Source organism: Bradyrhizobium sp. USDA 4473 (assembly GCF_054063335.1).
This window is the reverse complement of the sequence record NZ_JBSSGE010000001.1, coordinates 3973069-3991277: the sequence shown is the minus strand read 5'-3', so window position 1 is coordinate 3991277 and position 18209 is coordinate 3973069. Positions and strand designations below refer to the sequence as shown.

At 65.3% G+C, this 18209-nt stretch carries 18 protein-coding genes; 8 read left to right on the top strand and 10 right to left on the bottom strand.

All coding sequences use genetic code 11. The features are described 5' to 3' along the window. Positions 1 to 5: 5 nt before the first annotated feature. A complete protein-coding gene (gene ligD, locus ACVW17_RS18540; RefSeq protein ID WP_456797778.1) occupies positions 6 to 2648 on the bottom strand; it encodes a DNA ligase D in 2643 nt (880 codons plus the stop codon). A 106-nt stretch (positions 2649 to 2754) separates the two neighbouring features. Here ligD and ku point away from each other — a divergent pair, with 106 nt between their 5' ends. Beyond that, positions 2755 to 3642: a non-homologous end joining protein Ku gene (gene ku, locus ACVW17_RS18535; RefSeq protein WP_456753211.1), complete on the top strand. Its 888-nt coding sequence runs from the start codon at positions 2755 to 2757 to the stop codon at positions 3640 to 3642. Positions 3643 to 3752: 110 nt separating this feature from the next. Here the strand turns inward: ku and ACVW17_RS18530 are convergent, their stop codons facing one another. The 7 genes from ACVW17_RS18530 to ACVW17_RS18500 all read right to left on the bottom strand — a co-directional run bounded on the left by ACVW17_RS18530 (position 3753) and on the right by ACVW17_RS18500 (position 12384). Beyond that, a complete protein-coding gene (locus ACVW17_RS18530; RefSeq protein ID WP_456753210.1) occupies positions 3753 to 3995 on the bottom strand; it encodes a DUF6496 domain-containing protein in 243 nt (80 codons plus the stop codon). Positions 3996 to 4180: 185 nt separating this feature from the next. Next, positions 4181 to 4870 carry a response regulator gene (locus ACVW17_RS18525; protein WP_456753209.1) on the bottom strand — a complete coding sequence of 230 codons (690 nt, stop codon included), beginning with the start codon at positions 4868 to 4870 and terminating at the stop codon, positions 4181 to 4183. Further along, positions 4867 to 7578 (bottom strand): DUF4118 domain-containing protein, encoded by a 2712-nt coding sequence (locus ACVW17_RS18520; protein WP_456753208.1) that lies wholly within the window; start codon positions 7576 to 7578, stop codon positions 4867 to 4869. The genes ACVW17_RS18525 and ACVW17_RS18520 overlap by 4 nt, the downstream gene beginning before the upstream one ends. A gap of 39 nt (positions 7579 to 7617) precedes the next feature. Continuing rightward, positions 7618 to 8223, bottom strand: coding sequence for a K(+)-transporting ATPase subunit C (locus ACVW17_RS18515; RefSeq protein WP_456753207.1), 606 nt, complete (start codon positions 8221 to 8223; stop codon positions 7618 to 7620). A 114-nt stretch (positions 8224 to 8337) separates the two neighbouring features. Further along, positions 8338 to 10449, bottom strand: a complete 2112-nt coding sequence (kdpB, locus tag ACVW17_RS18510) for a potassium-transporting ATPase subunit KdpB (RefSeq protein WP_456753206.1) — start codon at positions 10447 to 10449, stop codon at positions 8338 to 8340. 24 nt (positions 10450 to 10473) lie between these two features. Then, a complete protein-coding gene (kdpA, locus tag ACVW17_RS18505; protein WP_456753205.1) occupies positions 10474 to 12177 on the bottom strand; it encodes a potassium-transporting ATPase subunit KdpA in 1704 nt (567 codons plus the stop codon). Between the two features lie 117 nt (positions 12178 to 12294). Next, a complete protein-coding gene (locus tag ACVW17_RS18500; protein WP_016846764.1) occupies positions 12295 to 12384 on the bottom strand; it encodes a K(+)-transporting ATPase subunit F in 90 nt (29 codons plus the stop codon). Positions 12385 to 12764: 380 nt separating this feature from the next. Between ACVW17_RS18500 and ACVW17_RS18495 the strand changes: the two genes are divergently transcribed. From ACVW17_RS18495 to ACVW17_RS18470, 6 genes are all read left to right on the top strand, one after another. After that, a complete protein-coding gene (locus ACVW17_RS18495) occupies positions 12765 to 13229 on the top strand; it encodes a hypothetical protein (RefSeq protein WP_456753204.1) in 465 nt (154 codons plus the stop codon). 13 nt (positions 13230 to 13242) lie between these two features. Further along, positions 13243 to 13518 (top strand): hypothetical protein, encoded by a 276-nt coding sequence (locus ACVW17_RS18490; protein ID WP_456753203.1) that lies wholly within the window; start codon positions 13243 to 13245, stop codon positions 13516 to 13518. A gap of 114 nt (positions 13519 to 13632) precedes the next feature. Then, positions 13633 to 13887 carry a hypothetical protein gene (locus ACVW17_RS18485; RefSeq protein ID WP_456753202.1) on the top strand — a complete coding sequence of 85 codons (255 nt, stop codon included), beginning with the start codon at positions 13633 to 13635 and terminating at the stop codon, positions 13885 to 13887. Positions 13888 to 13896: 9 nt separating this feature from the next. Continuing rightward, positions 13897 to 14814: a 4-hydroxy-tetrahydrodipicolinate synthase gene (gene dapA / locus ACVW17_RS18480; protein ID WP_456753201.1), complete on the top strand. Its 918-nt coding sequence runs from the start codon at positions 13897 to 13899 to the stop codon at positions 14812 to 14814. A 113-nt stretch (positions 14815 to 14927) separates the two neighbouring features. Beyond that, complete coding sequence (locus ACVW17_RS18475) at positions 14928 to 16322, top strand: NfeD family protein (RefSeq protein WP_456753200.1); 1395 nt, start codon at positions 14928 to 14930, stop codon at positions 16320 to 16322. After that, positions 16319 to 17083, top strand: a complete 765-nt coding sequence (locus ACVW17_RS18470; RefSeq protein ID WP_456753199.1) for a slipin family protein — start codon at positions 16319 to 16321, stop codon at positions 17081 to 17083. Before ACVW17_RS18475 ends, ACVW17_RS18470 begins: the two co-directional genes overlap by 4 nt. A 9-nt stretch (positions 17084 to 17092) precedes the next feature. On the opposite strand, the gene ACVW17_RS18465 is transcribed toward ACVW17_RS18470, so the two are convergent. Both ACVW17_RS18465 and ACVW17_RS18460 read right to left on the bottom strand, forming a co-directional pair. Continuing rightward, positions 17093 to 17257 (bottom strand): hypothetical protein, encoded by a 165-nt coding sequence (locus ACVW17_RS18465; RefSeq protein WP_456753198.1) that lies wholly within the window; start codon positions 17255 to 17257, stop codon positions 17093 to 17095. Position 17258: 1 nt separating this feature from the next. After that, positions 17259 to 17534: a hypothetical protein gene (locus tag ACVW17_RS18460; RefSeq protein ID WP_456753197.1), complete on the bottom strand. Its 276-nt coding sequence runs from the start codon at positions 17532 to 17534 to the stop codon at positions 17259 to 17261. A 262-nt stretch (positions 17535 to 17796) separates the two neighbouring features. Here ACVW17_RS18460 and ACVW17_RS18455 point away from each other — a divergent pair, with 262 nt between their 5' ends. Then, the gene (locus ACVW17_RS18455) at positions 17797 to 18204 is read left to right on the top strand and encodes an Hsp20/alpha crystallin family protein (RefSeq protein WP_456753196.1); all 408 of its coding nucleotides are present in this window, start codon (positions 17797 to 17799) and stop codon (positions 18202 to 18204) included. Positions 18205 to 18209: the final 5 nt, after the last annotated feature.

Sequence of the window (18209 nt, the reverse complement as noted above, 5' to 3'; positions counted from 1 at the left end):
ATCTGCTAATTCCCCGCAAGCTTCTTCATCGCTGCCTTGATCGACGATGCCGCATCCTCATAGCCGTCCCAAGCCTTGGTCTTGGCGAGCAGCGCCGGCACGGTCCGTACCGTAAATTTCTTCGGATCGAGATTGCCGCGCAGCTGGCTCCAGGCCAGCGGCATCGAGACCGTGGCGCCCGGCCGCGCCCGCGGCGACAGCACCGCGACCGCTGTCGACATCCGGTCGTTGCGCAAATAGTCGAGGAAGATCTTGCCCTTCCGTTTGGCCTTGGACATGTTGATCAGATAGCGCTCGGGCTCGTCCTGCTCCATCCACTGGCAGACGGCCTGCGCGAATGTCTTGGCCTCCTTCCAGCTCACCTTGTCCCTGGCGCCGTCGGTCAGCGGCGTGACGACGTGGAGACCCTTGCCACCCGTGGTCTTGCAGAAGCTTTCGAGGCCCACAGCCGACAGTCGCTTGCGCATGTCCTTGGCCGCGTCGATCACCTCGGTGAACGCCACATCAGGCGCAGGATCAAGATCGAAAACCAGGCGGCCTGGCGTATCGTAGGCGTCAGGCGCGCAGTTCCACGGGTGCAGCTCGAGGCCGCCGAGCTGCGCGACCGCCGCGAGACCCTCGATCTGGTCGATCTGCAAATACGGTTTGCGGTCACCGGACACCTTGGCGAGCTTAAGCAGCTTCGACGTGCCGGCCATTGCGTGGCGCTGGAAGAAGGTTTCGCCCTTGATGCCGTCAGGAGCACGAACGATCGAGCATGGGCGTCCCTTCAGATAGGAGATCATCCATTCGCCGACCGCCTCGAAATAATTCGCGAGATCGCGCTTGGTCACCGGCTCGCCGTCGCCGGCGTCCGGCCATAATGCCTTGTCCGGATGCGAGATCGCGACGCCCATGACTTCGGCGGACGATTTTCCGGCCGACGTTCCGGACGATTTCCCTTTGGCCATCGGCTTCACCACGTTGGTTGCGACCGGCCGTTCGGCCTCGACCTCGTGCGCCGGCTTGTCCTGGCGCAGGCCCTTGAACGCAGCCTGACGGATATTGCGGGCGTCGGTCCAGCCGGCGAACTCGATCTCGGCGACCAGCTCCGGCTTCAGCCAATGCAGGTCGCGGGTCTTCTTCGGCGCATCCTTGCCGCCGAACGGGCTGGTGTCCGATGCCGCGGCCTTCAGCGCCGGCATGATGCGGCGGACAGTGTCCTGGCCGAAGCCGGTGCCGACGATGCCGACAAAGGCCAGATGATCGTCGCGATAGACGCCGGCCATCAGCGAGCGGAATTTGCCGTTGGTGGTCTTCCAGCCGCCGATCACCACCTCATGGCCGGCGCGGATCTTGGCCTTGGTCCAGTCATCGGAACGGCCGGAATGATAGGTCCCGTTGAGCTTCTTGGAAACGATGCCTTCGAGGCTGAGCTCGCGCGCGGACTCCAGCACGGCCTCGCCGCGCTGCTCGAAATGCTCGACATAGCGGATCAGGAGGTTCTTGCCCTTGCGCGACGCCAGCAATTTCTTGAGCCGCGCCTTGCGCTCGGCGAGCGGCAGCGGACGCAGATCCTCGTGGCCGGCAAACAGCAGGTCGAACGCGTAGAAGATCAGGTGGTCAGTCTTGCCATCGGACAGCGCCGCCTGCAGCGTCGAGAAGTGCGGTATACCGTCCTTGTCGAGCGCGACGATCTCACCGTCGATCAGGACGTCCGGCAGCTTGCCTGCCTCCGTCACGATCGCACCGAACTTGTCGGACCAGTCGAGCCCCTTGCGCGTCTTCAGCACGGCCTCGCCGTCCTCGACGCGGAGCTGCACGCGATAACCGTCGAACTTGATCTCGTGGCACCAGCCCGCGCCGTTCGGCGGGCTCTCGACCGCAGCGCAGAGTTGCGGCTTGACGAAATCTGGCATCTCCGACACCTGCTTCGACGTCGCCTTTCGCGCCTTCAACTTCGCTTTCGGCGCCGGCGCCTTGGTTTTGGCGCGCGCGTCCGCGGCCATGCCGTGATTGGACTGCCAAACCGCATCCGCCTTGGCCTTCCCGTTCCCCTTGGCCAGCATGAACGGCTTCGGCGCCCGGCCTTTGCCGGCGGCGATCTGGTCCATCGAGCGTCCCGATGCGACCGAGCGATCCTCGTCGAGTATCGCCTCGCCGTTACCCTCCACGGCATATTCGTCGCGGTGCTTGATCAAGAGCCAGTTGGTGCGCTTGCCGCCGAAGCGGTCGTTCTTCATCCGCACCAGCACCCAGCTGCCGTGCAGCTTGTCGCCATGCAGCGTGAACTTGAGGTCGCCCTTCTTGAAGCCGCGCTCGGGATCGTCCGATTCCCAGGTGCCACGATCCCACAGCTGCACGGTGCCGCCGCCATACTGTCCCTCCGGAATCGTGCCTTCGAAATCGCCGTAGTCGAGCGGATGGTCCTCGACCTCGACCGCGAGCCGCTTGTCATGCGGATCGAGCGAGGGCCCGCGCGTCACCGCCCAGGACTTGAAGACGCCGTCGAACTCCAGCCTGAAATCATAATGCAGGCGCGTCGCATCATGCTTCTGGATCACGAAACGCCGTTGCTTGCTTGGCGCGACCTTGACTTCGCCCGACGGCTCGCTGGTCTTCTCAAAGTCGCGCTTCTTGCGATAGGTGGTGAGGTTTCTCAGCGACACGTGCAGGCCTCGGCGCAAATCATGGCCGCCGCCCCCGTGCGGCCTTCAGGAACCAAAACCTACGGTATCCGTTCAAGTTCCAAACTCAAGCTGTTTGGAGACGATCATGGCCGCTCCCCGCGCCTACTGGAAAGGCACGCTCAAACTTTCGCTGGTGTCGTGCCCGGTGGCGCTCTATCCGGCCTCGACCTCGGTCGAGAAAACCCGCTTCCACATGATCAACCGGGACACCGGTAACCGGCTGAAGCAACAGATGGTCGACAGCGAGACCGGCGACGTCGTCGAGGGCGACCAGAAAGGCCGCGGCTATGAGGTGAGCAAGGGCAAATATGTCGAGATCGAGAAGGACGAACTCGAGGCGGTCGAGATCGAGAGCAACCACACCATCGACATCGACAGTTTCGTGCCCGAGGGCGAGATCGACAAGCGCTATCTTGACCACCCCTACTACATCCGGCCCGACGGCAAGGCCGGAGTCGACGCCTTCGCGGTGATCCGCGACGCCATGAAGGACCAGGACCGGGTCGCGCTGGCCCGCATCGTGCTGACCAACCGCGAGCACGTGATCGCGATCGAGCCACTCGACAAGGGCATGCTCGGCACCACCCTGCGCTACCCCTACGAGGTGCGCGAGGTGGACGACTATTTCGACGACATCAAGAGCCCGAAAGTGACCAAGGACATGATCGAGCTTGCGAGCCACATCCTCGACAGCAAGGCCGCACATTTCGATCCGTCGAAATTCAAGGACGAATACGAGACCGCGTTGAAGGCGCTGGTCCGCCGCAAGGCCGCCGGCAAGCCGATCAAGGCCGCGGAACGCGAGGAGAAGCCGAGCAATGTGGTCAACCTGATGGATGCGTTGCAGCAGAGCTTGAAAAGCGGGAAGCACGGCGCCCGGCGCTCGCGCTCCACCGCGCGCCGCCCGACCTCGCACCGCCGCGCCGCCAAGAAGACGCACCGGTCGAGTGCGCGGTCGCGCAAGGCGGGGTGAACTGATTCGCCATTGCGAGCGTATCGAGGCAATCCATCTCTCCATATGCGGAGGGATGGATTGCTTCGTCGCTACGCTCCTCGCAATGACGGATGAATGCAATTCATCCGTTACTTCTTCTTCGAGCTCTTGCGCTTCTTCGCTGTCTTGCGCTTCTTCGACGCTTTCTTCTTGGAGGACTTCTTCGGTACCTTCTTGCCCTTGGCGCGCGCCTCGGACAAACCGATCGCGATCGCCTGCTTGCGGCTCTTCACCTTCTTCTTGGAGCGGCCGCTGCGCAGCGTGCCGGCCTTGCGCTTCTTCATCGCGCCCTCGACATCGCGCGATGCCTTTCGCGAATATTTTCTGGCCATGGGTTCTCCTCTCCCGGTGAGGGAAAACAAGCCTCGATGGCAGCGAAAGTTCCGTTTGGTGTCGTCGGACGAGGCACTAACGTAGCCCGCATGAGCGCAGCGACGTGGGGGAGATGCCCCGGATATCGCGGAGCCTGTCATCGGGCGCGCGTTCGCGCGACCCATTGGCTCATCCGGGCCACACGTTAGTCCGGCCCGCGCAGCCGATAGCCGATGCCGGTCTCGGTCAGCACGAATTGCGGACGTTCGGGATCGGCCTCGATCTTCTGGCGGAGCTGGCGCACATAGACGCGCAGATATTGCGCGTCGGTCAATTCGTCCCACAATTCCTTCAGCAGGAAGCGATGCGTCAGCACCTTGCCGGCGTGCTGCACCAGCACCCGCAGCAGGTCGTATTCCTTCGGCGACAGCTTGATCTCCTTGTCGCCGACCTTGACGATCCGGCGCACCAGATCGACCGAGAGGTCGCCGGAGCGGAACACCGGCCGCTCGCCCTGCACCTGCAACTGGTGGCGCAGCGCCGCGCGCAGCCGCGCCAGCAATTCGTCCATACCGAACGGTTTTGTGAGATAGTCGTCGGCGCCGAGATCGAGCGCCTGCACCTTGCCGGCCTCGTCGCCACGGCTCGACAGCACCACGATCGGGACGCTCTCGTTGCGACCGCGGATCATCCGCAGGAGGTCGTGGCCCTGGATATCCGGCAGTCCGAGATCGAGGATGATCAGCGCCGGCCCCTCGGCCAGCAGCTCCAGGGCGTTTCTCCCGTTGGAGGCTTCCAGAATATCGTAGCCCTGCGTGCTCAGCCCCATCCGCAAAAGCTTGCGGATCGGCGGCTCGTCGTCGATGACCAGGACCTTGATCGGCGTCGCATTCATGCAGCAGTGTCCAGCGCGTTGGTGTCCGCCGGGATCGGCAGGCGGATGGTGATGACGGCGCCGCTCCGGTCGGAGCGGTTGGCCGCCGCGATCGTGCCGCGCATCGCCTCGACGAAGCCGCGCGAGATCGCCAGCCCAAGGCCGGTGCCGGGGCGGACATGGTCGCCCTTCTCTGCGCGATAGAATTTGTCGAACACGCTTTCGAGCTCGGCGGCGGGAATGCCGTTGCCCTCGTCGAGGATCTGCAGCGTGACCGCGCCACGGTCGCGCGTGCCGCGGATCGAGATCGTGGTGTCCGACGGGGCGTATTTGGCGGCGTTGTCGAGCAAATTGAACAGCACCTGCTCGAACAGCACGGCGTCGAGCTCCAGCATCGGCAGGTCGGTGGCGAGTTCCAACGACACACGGTGATGCACCAGGATCTTGGCGGCGCGGCGCAGCGCGCTGCCGACGATCTCCCCGACATCGTGCCGCGCGGTGTTGGGCACGATCGCGCCAGATTCCAGCTTGGTCATGTCGAGCAGATTGGCGATGAAGCGATTGAGCCGCTCCGACTCGTCGATCACGGTGGCGAGCAGATCGTGCTTCTGGGCGTCGCTGAGGTTCGCGCCGAGATCGCGCAGCGCCGAGGCCGAGCCGAGCACCGAGGCCAGCGGCGTCTTGAGATCGTGCGAGATCGAGGTCAGGAGCGCGCCGCGCAAACGGTCGGATTCCACCGTGCGCTTGACGCGATCCATGTCCTCGACCAGCAGCACGCGCTCGATCGCCAGCGCGCCCTGATCGACCAGCGCGTCGAGCAACCGGCGCTGGTCCGGCGTCAACAGCGGCCCGGTGCGGTCGTCGTCGATGCCGATCACGCCGATCGGGCCCCGGCCGGTGCGCATCGGCAGGAACAGCCGCTTGCCGCCCGGCAGCGTGTCCGAGCCGCGGCCGGCAGGACGATCGTTGCCCCAGGCCCAGTTGGCGGCCGCGAGATCGGCCTGATCGAGCTGGTCCTCGGGCGGATAGCCGCTCTTGACGGTCAGCATGCCGCCCTCCGGCAGCAGCAGCACCACGCGGACCTTGAGCATCAGCGCGATTTGGTAGGCGGTCGCCCACAGCACGTCGTCCAGCGTCGCAGTGCCGGCGAGCTTGCGGCTGAAGGCGTAGAGCGATTCGGTGGTGCGGACGCGGCCGATCGCCGTGTCGGCCTGAGTCCGCACCCGCGCCGCGACGTTGGAGACCAAAAGCGCGATCAGCATGAAGAAGAAGAACGCCGCGACATTGGTCGGGTCGGTGATCGTGAACGTGTAGACCGGCGGCAGGAAGAAGAAATTGTAGCACAGCGACGCCGCGACGCTCGCCAGCAGCGACGGCCACAGCCCGTAGCGCGCCGCGGCGCCGACCACGGCCGTGATGAACACGAGGTCGACATTCTCGATGCCGAAGAACGGCTGGATCAGCTTGGCCGCGCCGAGCCCGATCGCGGTCAGCAGCAGCGCCATCAGATAGGGCCGCGGATTGAACGGATCCTGCCGCTGCGCGGTCTGCACCGCCGCCTTGCCGACCGGCAGTTCGTCGCCGGCGATCACGTTGACGCTGATATTGCCGGCGCGGCGCACCAGATCGTGCACGACCGATCCATGCGTCAGCTCGAACCAGCGCGAGCGCGTCGACTTGCCGATGATGATCTGGGTGACGTTGTTGGCCTGAGCGAAATTGATGACGTCGTCGGCGATGCGGCGGCCGACACCGGGCAGCGTCAGCGCCTCGCCGCCGAGCGATTCCGCCAGCCGCATGGTGTCGGCAAGCCGGTCGCGCTGCTCGTCGCTCAATTGCAGGCTGCGCCGCGTCTCGATGCTGACCGCGGTCCATTGCGCATGCAGCCGGTCGGCGAGGCGTTTGGTGTAGCGCACGAGGCCTGCGGCGCGCGGATCCTCGCTTAGGCAAACCAGGATGCGTTCGCCAGCAGCCCACGGACCCTGGATCGCATTGGCCTGCATGTGGTTGAGCAGCTGCTCGTCGACCCGCTCGGCGGTACGGCGCAGCGCCAGTTCGCGCAGCGCGGTCAAATTGCCGGGCGAGAAGTAATGCTCCAGCGCCCGCTCGGCCTGCTTGGGCACATAGACCTTGCCTTCCCTCAGCCGCTGGATCAGATCGTCGGGCGTCAGGTCGATCAGCTCGATGGCATCGGCGCGATCGATCACCGAGTCCGGCACGGTTTCGCGCACCCGCACGTGGGTGATCTGCGCGACGACGTCGTTGAGGCTCTCGATGTGCTGGATGTTGATCGCGGTGTAGACGTCGATGCCGTGCGACAGCAGCTCCTCGACGTCGAGATAGCGCTTGGGATGCCGGCTGCCCGGCGCATTGGTATGGGCGAGCTCATCGACCAGCGCGAGCTGCGGCCGCCGCGCGATCACGGCGTCGAGGTCCATCTCCTCGAGCGTCTGGTCGCGATAGCCCAGCCGCTTCCGCGGGATCACTTCGAGACCCCTGAGCAGCGCCTCGGTCTCCACCCGTCCGTGGGTCTCGACGACGCCGACCACGACGTCGACGCCCGCCTTGAGGCGAGCGTGGGCGCTCGAGAGCATCTCGTAGGTCTTGCCGACGCCGGGGGCGGCGCCGATGAAGATCTTCAGTCGCCCAGCGCGATCGGTCTCGCGGCGCGCCGCCTCCAGCAGCGCATCCGGCGAGGGTCGTTTATCGGGGTCGCGCTGATTGGCCATACCGCAATATAGTCATCCTGCGAGAGCGGGCCTACTCCCCTATTTCGCCTTTGCCGCGTCGAGCGCCAGGTTGAGCGCAAGAACGTTAACGCGGGGCTCGCCGATCACGCCGGCAAGGCGGCCCTGGGTGTTCTGCGCCACCAGCTCGCGCACCGTATCCTCCGACATGCTACGCGCCTTGGCGACACGTGGCACCTGGAACAGCGCCGCATCCGGCGAGATGTCGGGATCGAGCCCGCTGGCCGAAGTGGTGACGAGATCGACCGGTACGCTGGCGGACGGGTTCTCCGCCTTCAGCTTCTCGACATCCTCGTTGACCCGGTCGTTCAGCGCCTTGCTGGTCGGGCCGAGATTGGAGCCGCCGGAATTGGCCGCATTGTAGGGCGCCGGCACGGTCTTGGAAGCATCGCTCGGATCGGGCGCCACCGTCGCCGATGGCCGGCCGTGGAAGTATTTATCCTCCTTGAACTCCTGCCCGATCAGTGCGGAGCCGATCACCTTGCCGTCCTTCTCGATCAGGCTGCCTTGTGCCTGCTTCGGAAAGATGACGCCGGCGATCGCCGTCATGGCGAGCGGATAGGCAAGGCCGGTGATCGCGGTCAGCAGCACCAGCACCAGGATGGCGGGACGGATTTCTCTGAGCATGATAGGTCTCCTAAGTCTCTTTCGTCATTGCGAGCGAAGCGAAGCAATCCATGGTTCGGCATAACGGATGGGTGGATTGCTTCGTCGCTTCGCTCCTCGCAATGACGGTTGTGGTTACGCCAGGCCCAAGGCGGCGACGATGAGGTCGATCGCCTTGATGCCGATGAACGGGATGATGATGCCGCCTAAGCCATAGATCATCAGGTTGCGGCTGAGCAGCGCGCCGGCGCCGACCGCGCGATACTTGACGCCCTTCAGCGCCAGCGGGATCAGCGCAATGATGATCAGCGCGTTGAAGATGATCGCCGACAGGATCGCGCTCTGCGGGCTCGCCAGGTGCATCACGTTCAGCACCTGGAGCTGCGGGTAGAACGCGAGGAACATCGCCGGGATGATCGCAAAGTACTTTGCGACGTCGTTGGCGATCGAGAACGTGGTCAGCGCGCCGCGGGTCATCAACAGCTGCTTGCCGATCTCGACCACCTCGATCAGCTTGGTCGGGTTGGAATCGAGGTCGACCATGTTGCCGGCCTCGCGGGCGGCCTGCGTGCCGGTGTTCATGGCGACGCCGACATCGGCCTGCGCCAGCGCCGGTGCGTCGTTGGTGCCGTCGCCGCACATCGCGACCAGCTTGCCCTTGGACTGCTCATCGCGGATCAGCTTGAGCTTGTCCTCAGGCGTTGCCTGCGCCAGGAAGTCGTCGACACCAGCCTCGGCCGCGATCGCGGCCGCGGTCATCGGGTTGTCGCCGGTGATCATCACGGTGCGGATGCCCATCCGGCGCAGTTCGGCGAAGCGCTCGCGGATGCCGCCCTTGACGATATCCTTCAGGTGCACGACGCCGAGCAGCTTGCCGTCCTTGGCGACCGCCAGCGGCGTGCCGCCGGCCTTGGCGATCTCGTCGGCAATCGCCTGGATTTCGCGCGCCTCGGGGCTCATGTTCGCCGCGACCGCCCGGACGGTATTCCCGGAGGCCACCGTGCGGGGTGCGCCGCCGTCGACATAGGCGAGGACGGCGTCCACCGCACCCTTGCGAACCGACATTGCGCCGGCATCGATGCCGCTCATGCGGGTCTGCGCGGTGAACGGAACGAAGGTTGCGGCAAGCTCATGCATCTCTCGGCCGCGGATGCCGTATTTCTCCTTGGCAAGCACCACGATCGAGCGACCTTCCGGCGTCTCGTCGGCCAGCGAGGCAAGTTGCGCGGCGTCGGCGAGGTCCTGCTCGGAGATGCCGCGGATCGGACGGAACGCGGTCGCCTGGCGGTTGCCGAGCGTGATGGTGCCGGTCTTGTCCAACAAGAGCGTATCGACGTCGCCGGCGGCCTCCACCGCGCGGCCGGACATCGCCAGCACGTTGAAGCGCACCAGGCGGTCCATGCCGGCAATGCCGATCGCCGACAGCAGCGCGCCGATCGTGGTCGGGATCAGCGTCACGAACAGCGCCACCAGCACCACGACCGAGATCGAGCCGCCGGCATAGGCCGCATAGCTCGGGATCGTCACGGTGGCGAACACGAAGATGATGGTGAGGCCGGCGAGCAGGATGTTGAGCGCGATCTCGTTCGGCGTCTTCTGCCGCTCGGCGCCTTCGACGAGCTTGATCATGCGGTCGATGAAGGTCGAGCCCTGCGCCGCGGTGATGCGGACCCGGATCCAGTCCGACAGCACCTGGGTGCCGCCGGTGACCGCGGAACGGTCGCCGCCGGACTCGCGGATCACGGGCGCGGATTCACCTGTTATCGCCGCCTCGTTGACCGAGGCGACGCCTTCGATCACCTCGCCGTCCGACGGGATGTTGTCGCCGGCCTCGACCAGCACGATGTCGCCGACCTTCAGCGAGGTGCCGGGCACCATGCGATAGGTGCGGTCGGTACCGGTCAGGAGCTTGGCCTGGCTTTCGGTGCGGGTCTTCTTCAGCGATTCCGCCTGCGCCTTGCCGCGACCCTCGGCGACGGCCTCGGCGAAGTTGGCGAACAGCACCGTGAACCAGAGCCAGAGGATGATCTGGAAGGTGAAGCCGAGGTTGGCGCTGCCGGTGACGAGATCGCGCACGAAGATGACCGTGGTCAACGCGGCCACGACCTCGACCACGAACATCACCGGGTTCTTCGCCATCAGCCGCGGGTCGAGCTTGACGAAGGCCGATTTGATCGCCGGCACCAGGATCTTGGGGTCGAGCATGGTCGACGCCGTCACCTGCTTCTGCAGTCTAGTGGTTTCCATGGATGTCACTCCGGACAAATCAGATCAGAACAGGGTGTTGGCGTTCATGGCGAGGTGCTCGACGATCGGCCCGAGCGCCAGCGCCGGGAAGAAGGTGAGACCGCCGATGATCAGGATCACGCCGATGACGAGGCCGACGAACAGGCCGCCGGTGGTCGGGAAGGTGCCGGCCGAGGCCGGGATCGACTTCTTCTCGACCAGCGAACCCGCGATCGCCATCGCCGGCACGATCATGAAGAAGCGGCCGACGAACATCGCGGACGCCAGCGTCAGATTGTAGAACAGCGTGTTGCCGGTGAGGCCCGCGAACGCCGAACCGTTATTGCCGGTCGCTGAGGTGAAGGCATAGAGCACTTCGGTGAATCCGTGCGGACCGGCATTGGCCATCGAGGCCACCGCCGACGGCAGCACGACGCCGACCGCGGTCCAGCCGAGATACATCAACGGCAGCACCAGGATCGCGAGCATCGCCATCTTGACCTCGCGCGCCTCGATCTTCTTGCCGACATATTCCGGGGTGCGGCCGACCATCAGGCCGGCGACGAAGATCGCCAGCACGACGAACAGCAGCATGCCGTAGAGGCCGGCACCGACGCCACCGATGATGACCTCGCCGAGCTGCATGTTGATCAGCGGGATCATGCCGCCGAGCGCGGTGAAGCTGTCATGCATCGCGTTGACCGCGCCGCAGGACGCAGCGGTAGTTATCACGGCGAACAACGAGGACGCGACGATGCCGAAGCGGACCTCCTTGCCCTCCATGTTGCCGCCGATCAGGCCATAGGCCTGCAGGAGGGAGGTGCCGTTGGCTTCCGCCCAATAGGTGACGGCGACGCCAGCGACGAACAGGATACCCATCACGGCGAAGATCGACCAGCCCTGGCGCTCGTTGCCGACCATGCGGCCGAACACGTTGGTCATCGCCGCACCGAGCGCGAAAATCGAAACCATCTGTACCAGATTCGACAGCGCGGTCGGGTTCTCGAACGGATGCGCGGCGTTGGCATTGAAGAATCCGCCGCCGTTGGTGCCGAGCATCTTGATCGCGACCTGCGAGGCGACCGGCCCGAGCGCGATGGTCTGCTTGCCGCCCTCCAGCGTGGTGGCATCGACATAGGCGCCGAGCGTCTGCGGCATGCCCTGCCAGACCAGAAACAGCGTGTAGACGATGCAGATCGGCAGCAGCACATAGAGCGTGCAGCGCGTCACATCGACCCAGAAATTGCCGACCGTGCGCATCGACGAACGGGTGAAGCCGCGGATCAGCGCCATCGCCAGCGCGATGCCGGTTGCCGCCGACAGGAAGTTCTGGTGGGTCAGGCCAAGCATCTGGACCAGATAGGACAGCGTGCTCTCGCCGCCGTAGTTCTGCCAGTTGGTGTTGGTGATGAAGGAGATGGCAGTGTTGAAGGAGAGATCTTCGGCCACCGCTGTCTGTCCGGCCGGGTTGAACGGCAGCACCGCCTGCAGCCGCATCAAGCCGTAGATCAGCGCGAAGCCGCCGACATGGAACAGCAGCATGGCGACCGTGTAGGTCAGCCAATGCTGCTCGCGCCGCTCGTCGACGCCGCCGACCCAGTAAATGCCCCGTTCGATCGGGCGCAGCGCGGGCGAGAGGAAGGTATGCTCGCCGTTGAACACGCGGGTCATGTACCAGCCGAGCGGTTTGACCAGCGCGATCACGATCACGCAGAACAGGATAATTTGAATCCAACCGATGACGGTCATCGCGTCAAACCTTTCGAATGGGTGCGAAGCGCAGCAGCGACGCGAACATGCCGAGCAGCAGCCCGGTCAGCACCGCGTCGGCCAACAGAATTGTGCAAAGCGCTGACATCGACGGCCCTAGAAGCGTTCCGGCCGCAGCAGCGCGTAGGTGAGGTAGAACAGCAGGCCGAGCGAGACGAGGCCGGCGAGCGAGTAATCGAAGATCATCGCCGCCTCCGTTACAGCCGTTCGCAGGCGTAGGCGTAGCCGATGCCGGCCGCGAAGAAGCCGATCGCGAGCGCCGCCATGAGAATGTCCATCATGAGAGACTCCTATGCGTCCAGGGGCACGGGCGACGGTATAGGTGCTCCGCACCGGATCGCCGTGAAGTGCCATCCGGCGCATAGGTTTTCGAGATGTGACGCATAAGGACGTTATAGGAATCGTATAAGTGCCTCCGTAATCGTCGTCCCGGCGAGGGCGGGACGACAGCGAGGTCTTTATGGAATCCCTATATCTCCGCCCCTCGCCTCGTCTCGTTTTCAAATAGCACTCCGGCCATTTTGGGCCTGCGGCCAATGCTTTGGCACCCAGGACGAGATGATGCCATGTCCGTGCTATCCCAAACCACCTCGACCGATCTCGGCGAACGGCTGCGCGACGCTTGCACTGTCACGGCCGAGTTCATGGCCGACATCATCAGCCAGACCTGCCGGCGCTTTCCCTCGGTCGGGCAGAGCGCCAAGACCTCGCGCGTCGAGCGCCTGATCCAGTCCGGCGCCTGGACCGATGCCGCGATCGCGCTGCTCGATCTCGAACTGCCGCAATGGCAGATCCGCCGCCTGGTTTATGACGAAGGCGAGTGGCACTGCGCGTTGTCGCGCGAGCGCGAGTTGCCCGATTGGCTCGACCAGTCGATCGAGACCCGCCATGCCGATCTCGCGCTCGCGATCCTCAGCGCATTCGTCGAAGCGCAGCGGATCTCGGCGCCCGAGAATCGCACCAGCGTGCCGACCGTCCGCCGTGAGACCCGCACGCTCTACGAGCCGCTGTTCGTCGACAATATCGGCTGATGGCGGCGCGGCCGTGAACACCGAACGACTGCCGCGGCAGCTGCAATCGGTCCAGGTCATGGTCCGGTTCGGCTTCCGGCTCGCCATCATGATCGGCTTTGCCATCTTTGCCGGCGCTGGGTTCGGCAAGGGCCTGGTCACGCTGCTGTGGATGTCGGCGCTGATCTGCGCACTCGTAGGCGTCGTCAAGCGCGAGGTACCGTTTGCCGCGAACCTCAATCATTGGGACGAAATGACCGCCTATGTCGCGTTGTGCGCGCTCGGCACCGGCCTGATCCAGGGTCTCTGAACCATACCCGAAAATCCTATGCCGCCCCTATGAAGTTGCTGTCCGCTCACGCTCGATTTCATATCCGGTAACACAGACATTGATCGCGTGAATTCCACCTCAAGGACCACGTCAGTGAAACTCGTCGAACCTCCCTCGTGTAGCGCAGCGTCCAGTATTGTCTTCATCGGCCGCAACCGCCGCGGCCAGTGGGTCGCCCAGCAGCAGAACGGCCTCTATGGGGGCCTGTTCGTCAACCGCGCTCAGGCGGTCAAATACGCGCTGTTCGAGAACGGCCAGCACCCCGAAATGATCGTCGAGCTGTCGCGTGAGATCGAGCTCGATATGCGCGGCGAGACCGCAAAGCTTCCCGCAAGCCGCGTGGCCTGAGCCACTCCCATGACTGCGAAAGCTGACACGGCCGATTGGCTGTCGGGCTTCATCCCGGATCTTCCGACCCCCTTCACCCACCGCGACGAGATCGATGCCGAGGCGTTCGGCCGGCTGTGCGAGCGCCAGATCGCGGCCGGCGCCACGGCGCTGGTGGTCGGCGAGACTGCGGGCGAAAGCGCGACGCTGGAGCCGGCTGAGCGCGTGCAACTGGTTCGCACCGCCGCCCATGTCGCGCGCAGGCGGGTCCGCATCATTGCCGGTGCCGGATCGAATGCGACGGATCGAGCCGTCACCTTCGCGCAGGCCGCCGAGGCGGCCGGAGCCGACGCCATCATGTCGGTCGTGCCCTATTACAACAAGCCGATGCCGCAGGGCATGGCGGCGCATTTCCGCGCCGTCGCAGCGGCCACCACGCTGCCCGTGATCCTGCACGACATTCCGCAGCGGACGGTTAAGGGGCTTCCGGATGAGACCCTGCTCGGGCTCGCAGCAGTGCCGGCGTTCATCGGATTGCGAGACAGCAGCGGTGACGTCGCGCGCATGGTGCGCCTGCGCTCGCGTCTGCCGGCGACGTTCCGCATGTTGACTGGGGACGATGCATCATCGGTCGCCTGGCTCGCGGCCGGCGGCGACGGCTGCATCTCGACCGTGGCAAATATCGCACCCGATCTGTACGTGGCCGTTCACCGACATTTCCGCGCGGGCCGGCCATATCAGGCGCGTGAGTTGCACCAGCGCCTGGTGCCGCTCGCAACGTTGCTGGAGCGCGACCATCCCGCCGCGTTGAAGTTCGCGCTGGGTCTGCTGGGGTTCATCCAGCCGGCGACCCGGCTGCCGATCGTTCAGCTCGGCGGACCGGCGAAGGCCGAGGTCGCGCAGGCGATGGTCGGGCTTGCCGACGCGTATCTTGCAGCCGCGCGCTGAGATTTGCCAAAGCCATCGCAATGCACAATGAGATCAGTGCACGGGCCCGTGACACCGCGCCATATTGAGGTTCCCGGACGGCGCCCCATATCCACGGCAAGGGAGTGCTTGCCGTGCAGACCCTCAAGGCGGCTCTCGTTGTGGCGACCGTCCTGGTCGCCTTGGTTGCTTCCATCGGTCCCGGCGCAGCCGCGGACAACAACCGTCTTGCCCTGACCATTTCGATCGACGGCGCGATCGGCCCGGCATCGGCCAACTACGTCAAGGACGGCCTGGCCAAGGCGACCGAGCGGCACGCCGAAATCGTCATCCTGCGCCTGAACACGCCGGGCGGTCTCAGCACCAGCATGCGCGAGATCATCACCGACGTGCTGGCCTCGACCGTTCCCGTCGTCGGCTACGTTGCGCCCTCCGGCGCCCATGCCGCAAGCGCCGGGACCTACATCCTCTATGCGACCCATCTCGCGGCCATGGCGCCCGGCACCAATGTCGGCGCCGCGACGCCGGTGCAGATCGGCGGCCCGCTGCCGGGCCTGCCGGGCAGCACCCCGGACAAGGGCGGCAAGGAGAAGGACGGCGGCAGCGTATCGGAAACCAAAGATGCCATGACGGCGAAGGTGACGAACGATGCCGTTGCCTTCATCCGCAGCCTCGCCGAACTGCGCGGCCGCAATGCCGACTGGGCCGAGAAAGCGGTCCGCGACGCCGCCACCCTCTCCGCCAACGCCGCATTGCAGGCCCATGTCATCGAATTCATCGCCCATGATACGGCCGACCTGCTCAGGCAGGTCGATGGCCGCACCGTGGAGCTTTCCGGCGGCAAGACGCAGCGCCTGGCGACCAGGGACGCCGTGATCGAGGCGATCGATCCCACCTGGCTCGCACGCGCGCTTGCGGTCGTCACCGACCCCAACATCGCCTTCGTCCTGCTGATGGTCGGCATCTACGGCCTGATCTTCGAGTTCATGTCGCCCGGTGCCGTGGCGCCCGGCGTGGTCGGGACGATCTGCCTGCTGCTCGGCCTCTACGCGCTGAACATGCTGCCGATCAACTACGCCGGTTTTGCTCTGATGCTGGTCGGCATCGCGCTGTTGGCGATCGAGGCCTTCAACCCGACGGTGGTGATCGGCCTAGGCGGCATCGTCGCCTTCGTGCTGGGGGCTGCCATGCTGTTTCGGGTCGAGGCGCCCGGATACCGCTTGTCGTGGTCGGTGATCGGCATCGTCGCGGCGATGTTCGCAGGCCTCATTCTCGTCGTGCTCGGCGCGCTGCGCCGCGCACGCAACGGCCCACTCCGTGTTGGCGCACAGGCCATGCGCGGGCTGCCGGCCGAGGTGCTCGACTGGACCGGGACGACAGGTCACGTCTTCACCAATGGCGAGCGCTGGCAGGCGCGCGGCACCGAGGCATTCAAGGCCGGAGAGACGGTCGAGGTCGCCAACATTGTCGATTTGACGCTGGTGGTGCGGCGCGCGCCGGCCACCGCCGGCGAAGGAGGTAAAGCATGATGCTTGATTATTTCACCTATGCGGCGATCGCGTTGCTGATCATCGTCTTCCTGACCCAGGCGGTGCGCGTGCTGCGCGAATACGAGCGCGGCGTCATCTTCACGCTCGGCCGTTTCACCGGGGTGAAGGGTCCGGGGCTCATCATCCTGATTCCGGTGGTGCAGCAGCTGGTGAAGGTCGATCTCAGGGTGGTGGTCCAGGTGGTGCCGCCGCAGGATGTGATTTCGCGCGACAACGTCTCGGTCAAGGTCAACGCCGTGCTCTACTTCCGCATAGTCGATCCCGAACGCGCCATCATCAAGGTCAGCGACTACATGGCCGCGACCAGCCAGCTGGCGCAGACCACGCTGCGCTCGGTGCTCGGCAAGCACGAGCTCGACGAGATGCTGGCGGAGCGCGACAAGCTGAACGCCGACATCCAGGAGACGCTGGACAGGCAGACCGACGTCTGGGGCATCAAGGTCACCGGGGTCGAGATCAAGGATATCGACATCAACGAAACCATGGTGCGGGCGATCGCCAAGCAGGCCGAGGCGGAGCGGTTGCGGCGCGCCAAGGTGATCAACGCGATGGGCGAGCAGCAGGCGGCCGAGAAGCTGGTCGAGGCCGGCCGGATCCTGGCCCAGGAGCCGCAGGCGATGCAGCTGCGATATTTCGCGGCGCTGCATGACATTGCCGGCGAGCGCTCCTCGACCGTGGTGTTCCCGCTGCCGATGAATCTGCTCGAACACCTGACGCGACGAGGTGAACCGGCGACTTGATCGGAATCGCTAATGCCCGTGATGCTTGGCCCGCCAGGCCGGGCCCGGGCCGCGCATATAGTGCGCCTCGGGCCGGTACGTGCTGATCGGCTCCTCGCCGATCCAGGCGAGGAATTTGAGCAGCCCCTCTGCCGCGCTGCGCAGCAGCGAACGGATCGATGTCACGGCGCGCATCTCAGTAGTCCCACTTCTCGCCGAGCACGACCGGCGGGCGCGGATACCTTTCGGCATCGCCACCGGGCACGCCGGCATCGATGTGGGTCCGCACCCAATCGTCATGCCCGCGATGCAGCAGCAGCTCGTTGCGCAGCCGATGGATCTTGGCGGCAGCGATGGCGCGGTGAAGCGTTCTGAAGGCGAGACCGATCCGCCGGATACTCCGCCGGAACATCGCGGGCATCGCGCCGGCCGAACCGTGCGGCCGGGCATCGTGTACTTGGAGCAAGGTCATGTCCCACCTATCTGTTGGCGGCACGCGCGAGCGCCGCGTCACACCAGAAGATGCTGGGAAGGCCGTAGGAATTCGAGAGGACCCGTAGCCCTGTCGCATAGCCGCAGCATAAGCGGCCGCCGAAGGCGGCGGACGCATCGCAGCGATGCCGCAAATCGCAACATTACGGACAATTTTACCCTCAATCGGCAACGCGAGGGCCCGGTTTACGGTCGGCGGCAAGACCGGTAACCTCGCCCCCGATGCGACGTGGAGACGACCCATGCGGCCCAAAGATCAGACCAACTGGATGTTGACAGACGCGATCGAGGCGCTCGCCCGGGCGGAACGGTTGCACCAGAGTTTCCTGAACATCCACCCGCGCGCGGGCAGCAGCGAGCCGAGCTGGGAACCGCCCATGGACGTGATCGAGACCGAGCAGGAGATCCTGATCCTGGTCGCGCTACCCGGGGTCGATCCCGACGAGGTCGAGGCCGCGCTCGACGGCGGCACGCTGGTGATCTCCGGCCGCCGCACCTTGCCCGCCGAGCTCCGCAACGCCCGCATCCTGCGCCTCGAACTGCCGCAAGGCCGGTTCGAGCGCCGCATCGCGCTGCCGACGGGCCGCTACAGCATCAGCCGCTTCGCCGCGCATGGCTGCGTCGGCCTGCGGCTCGGAAAATCGAGCTGAGGGGA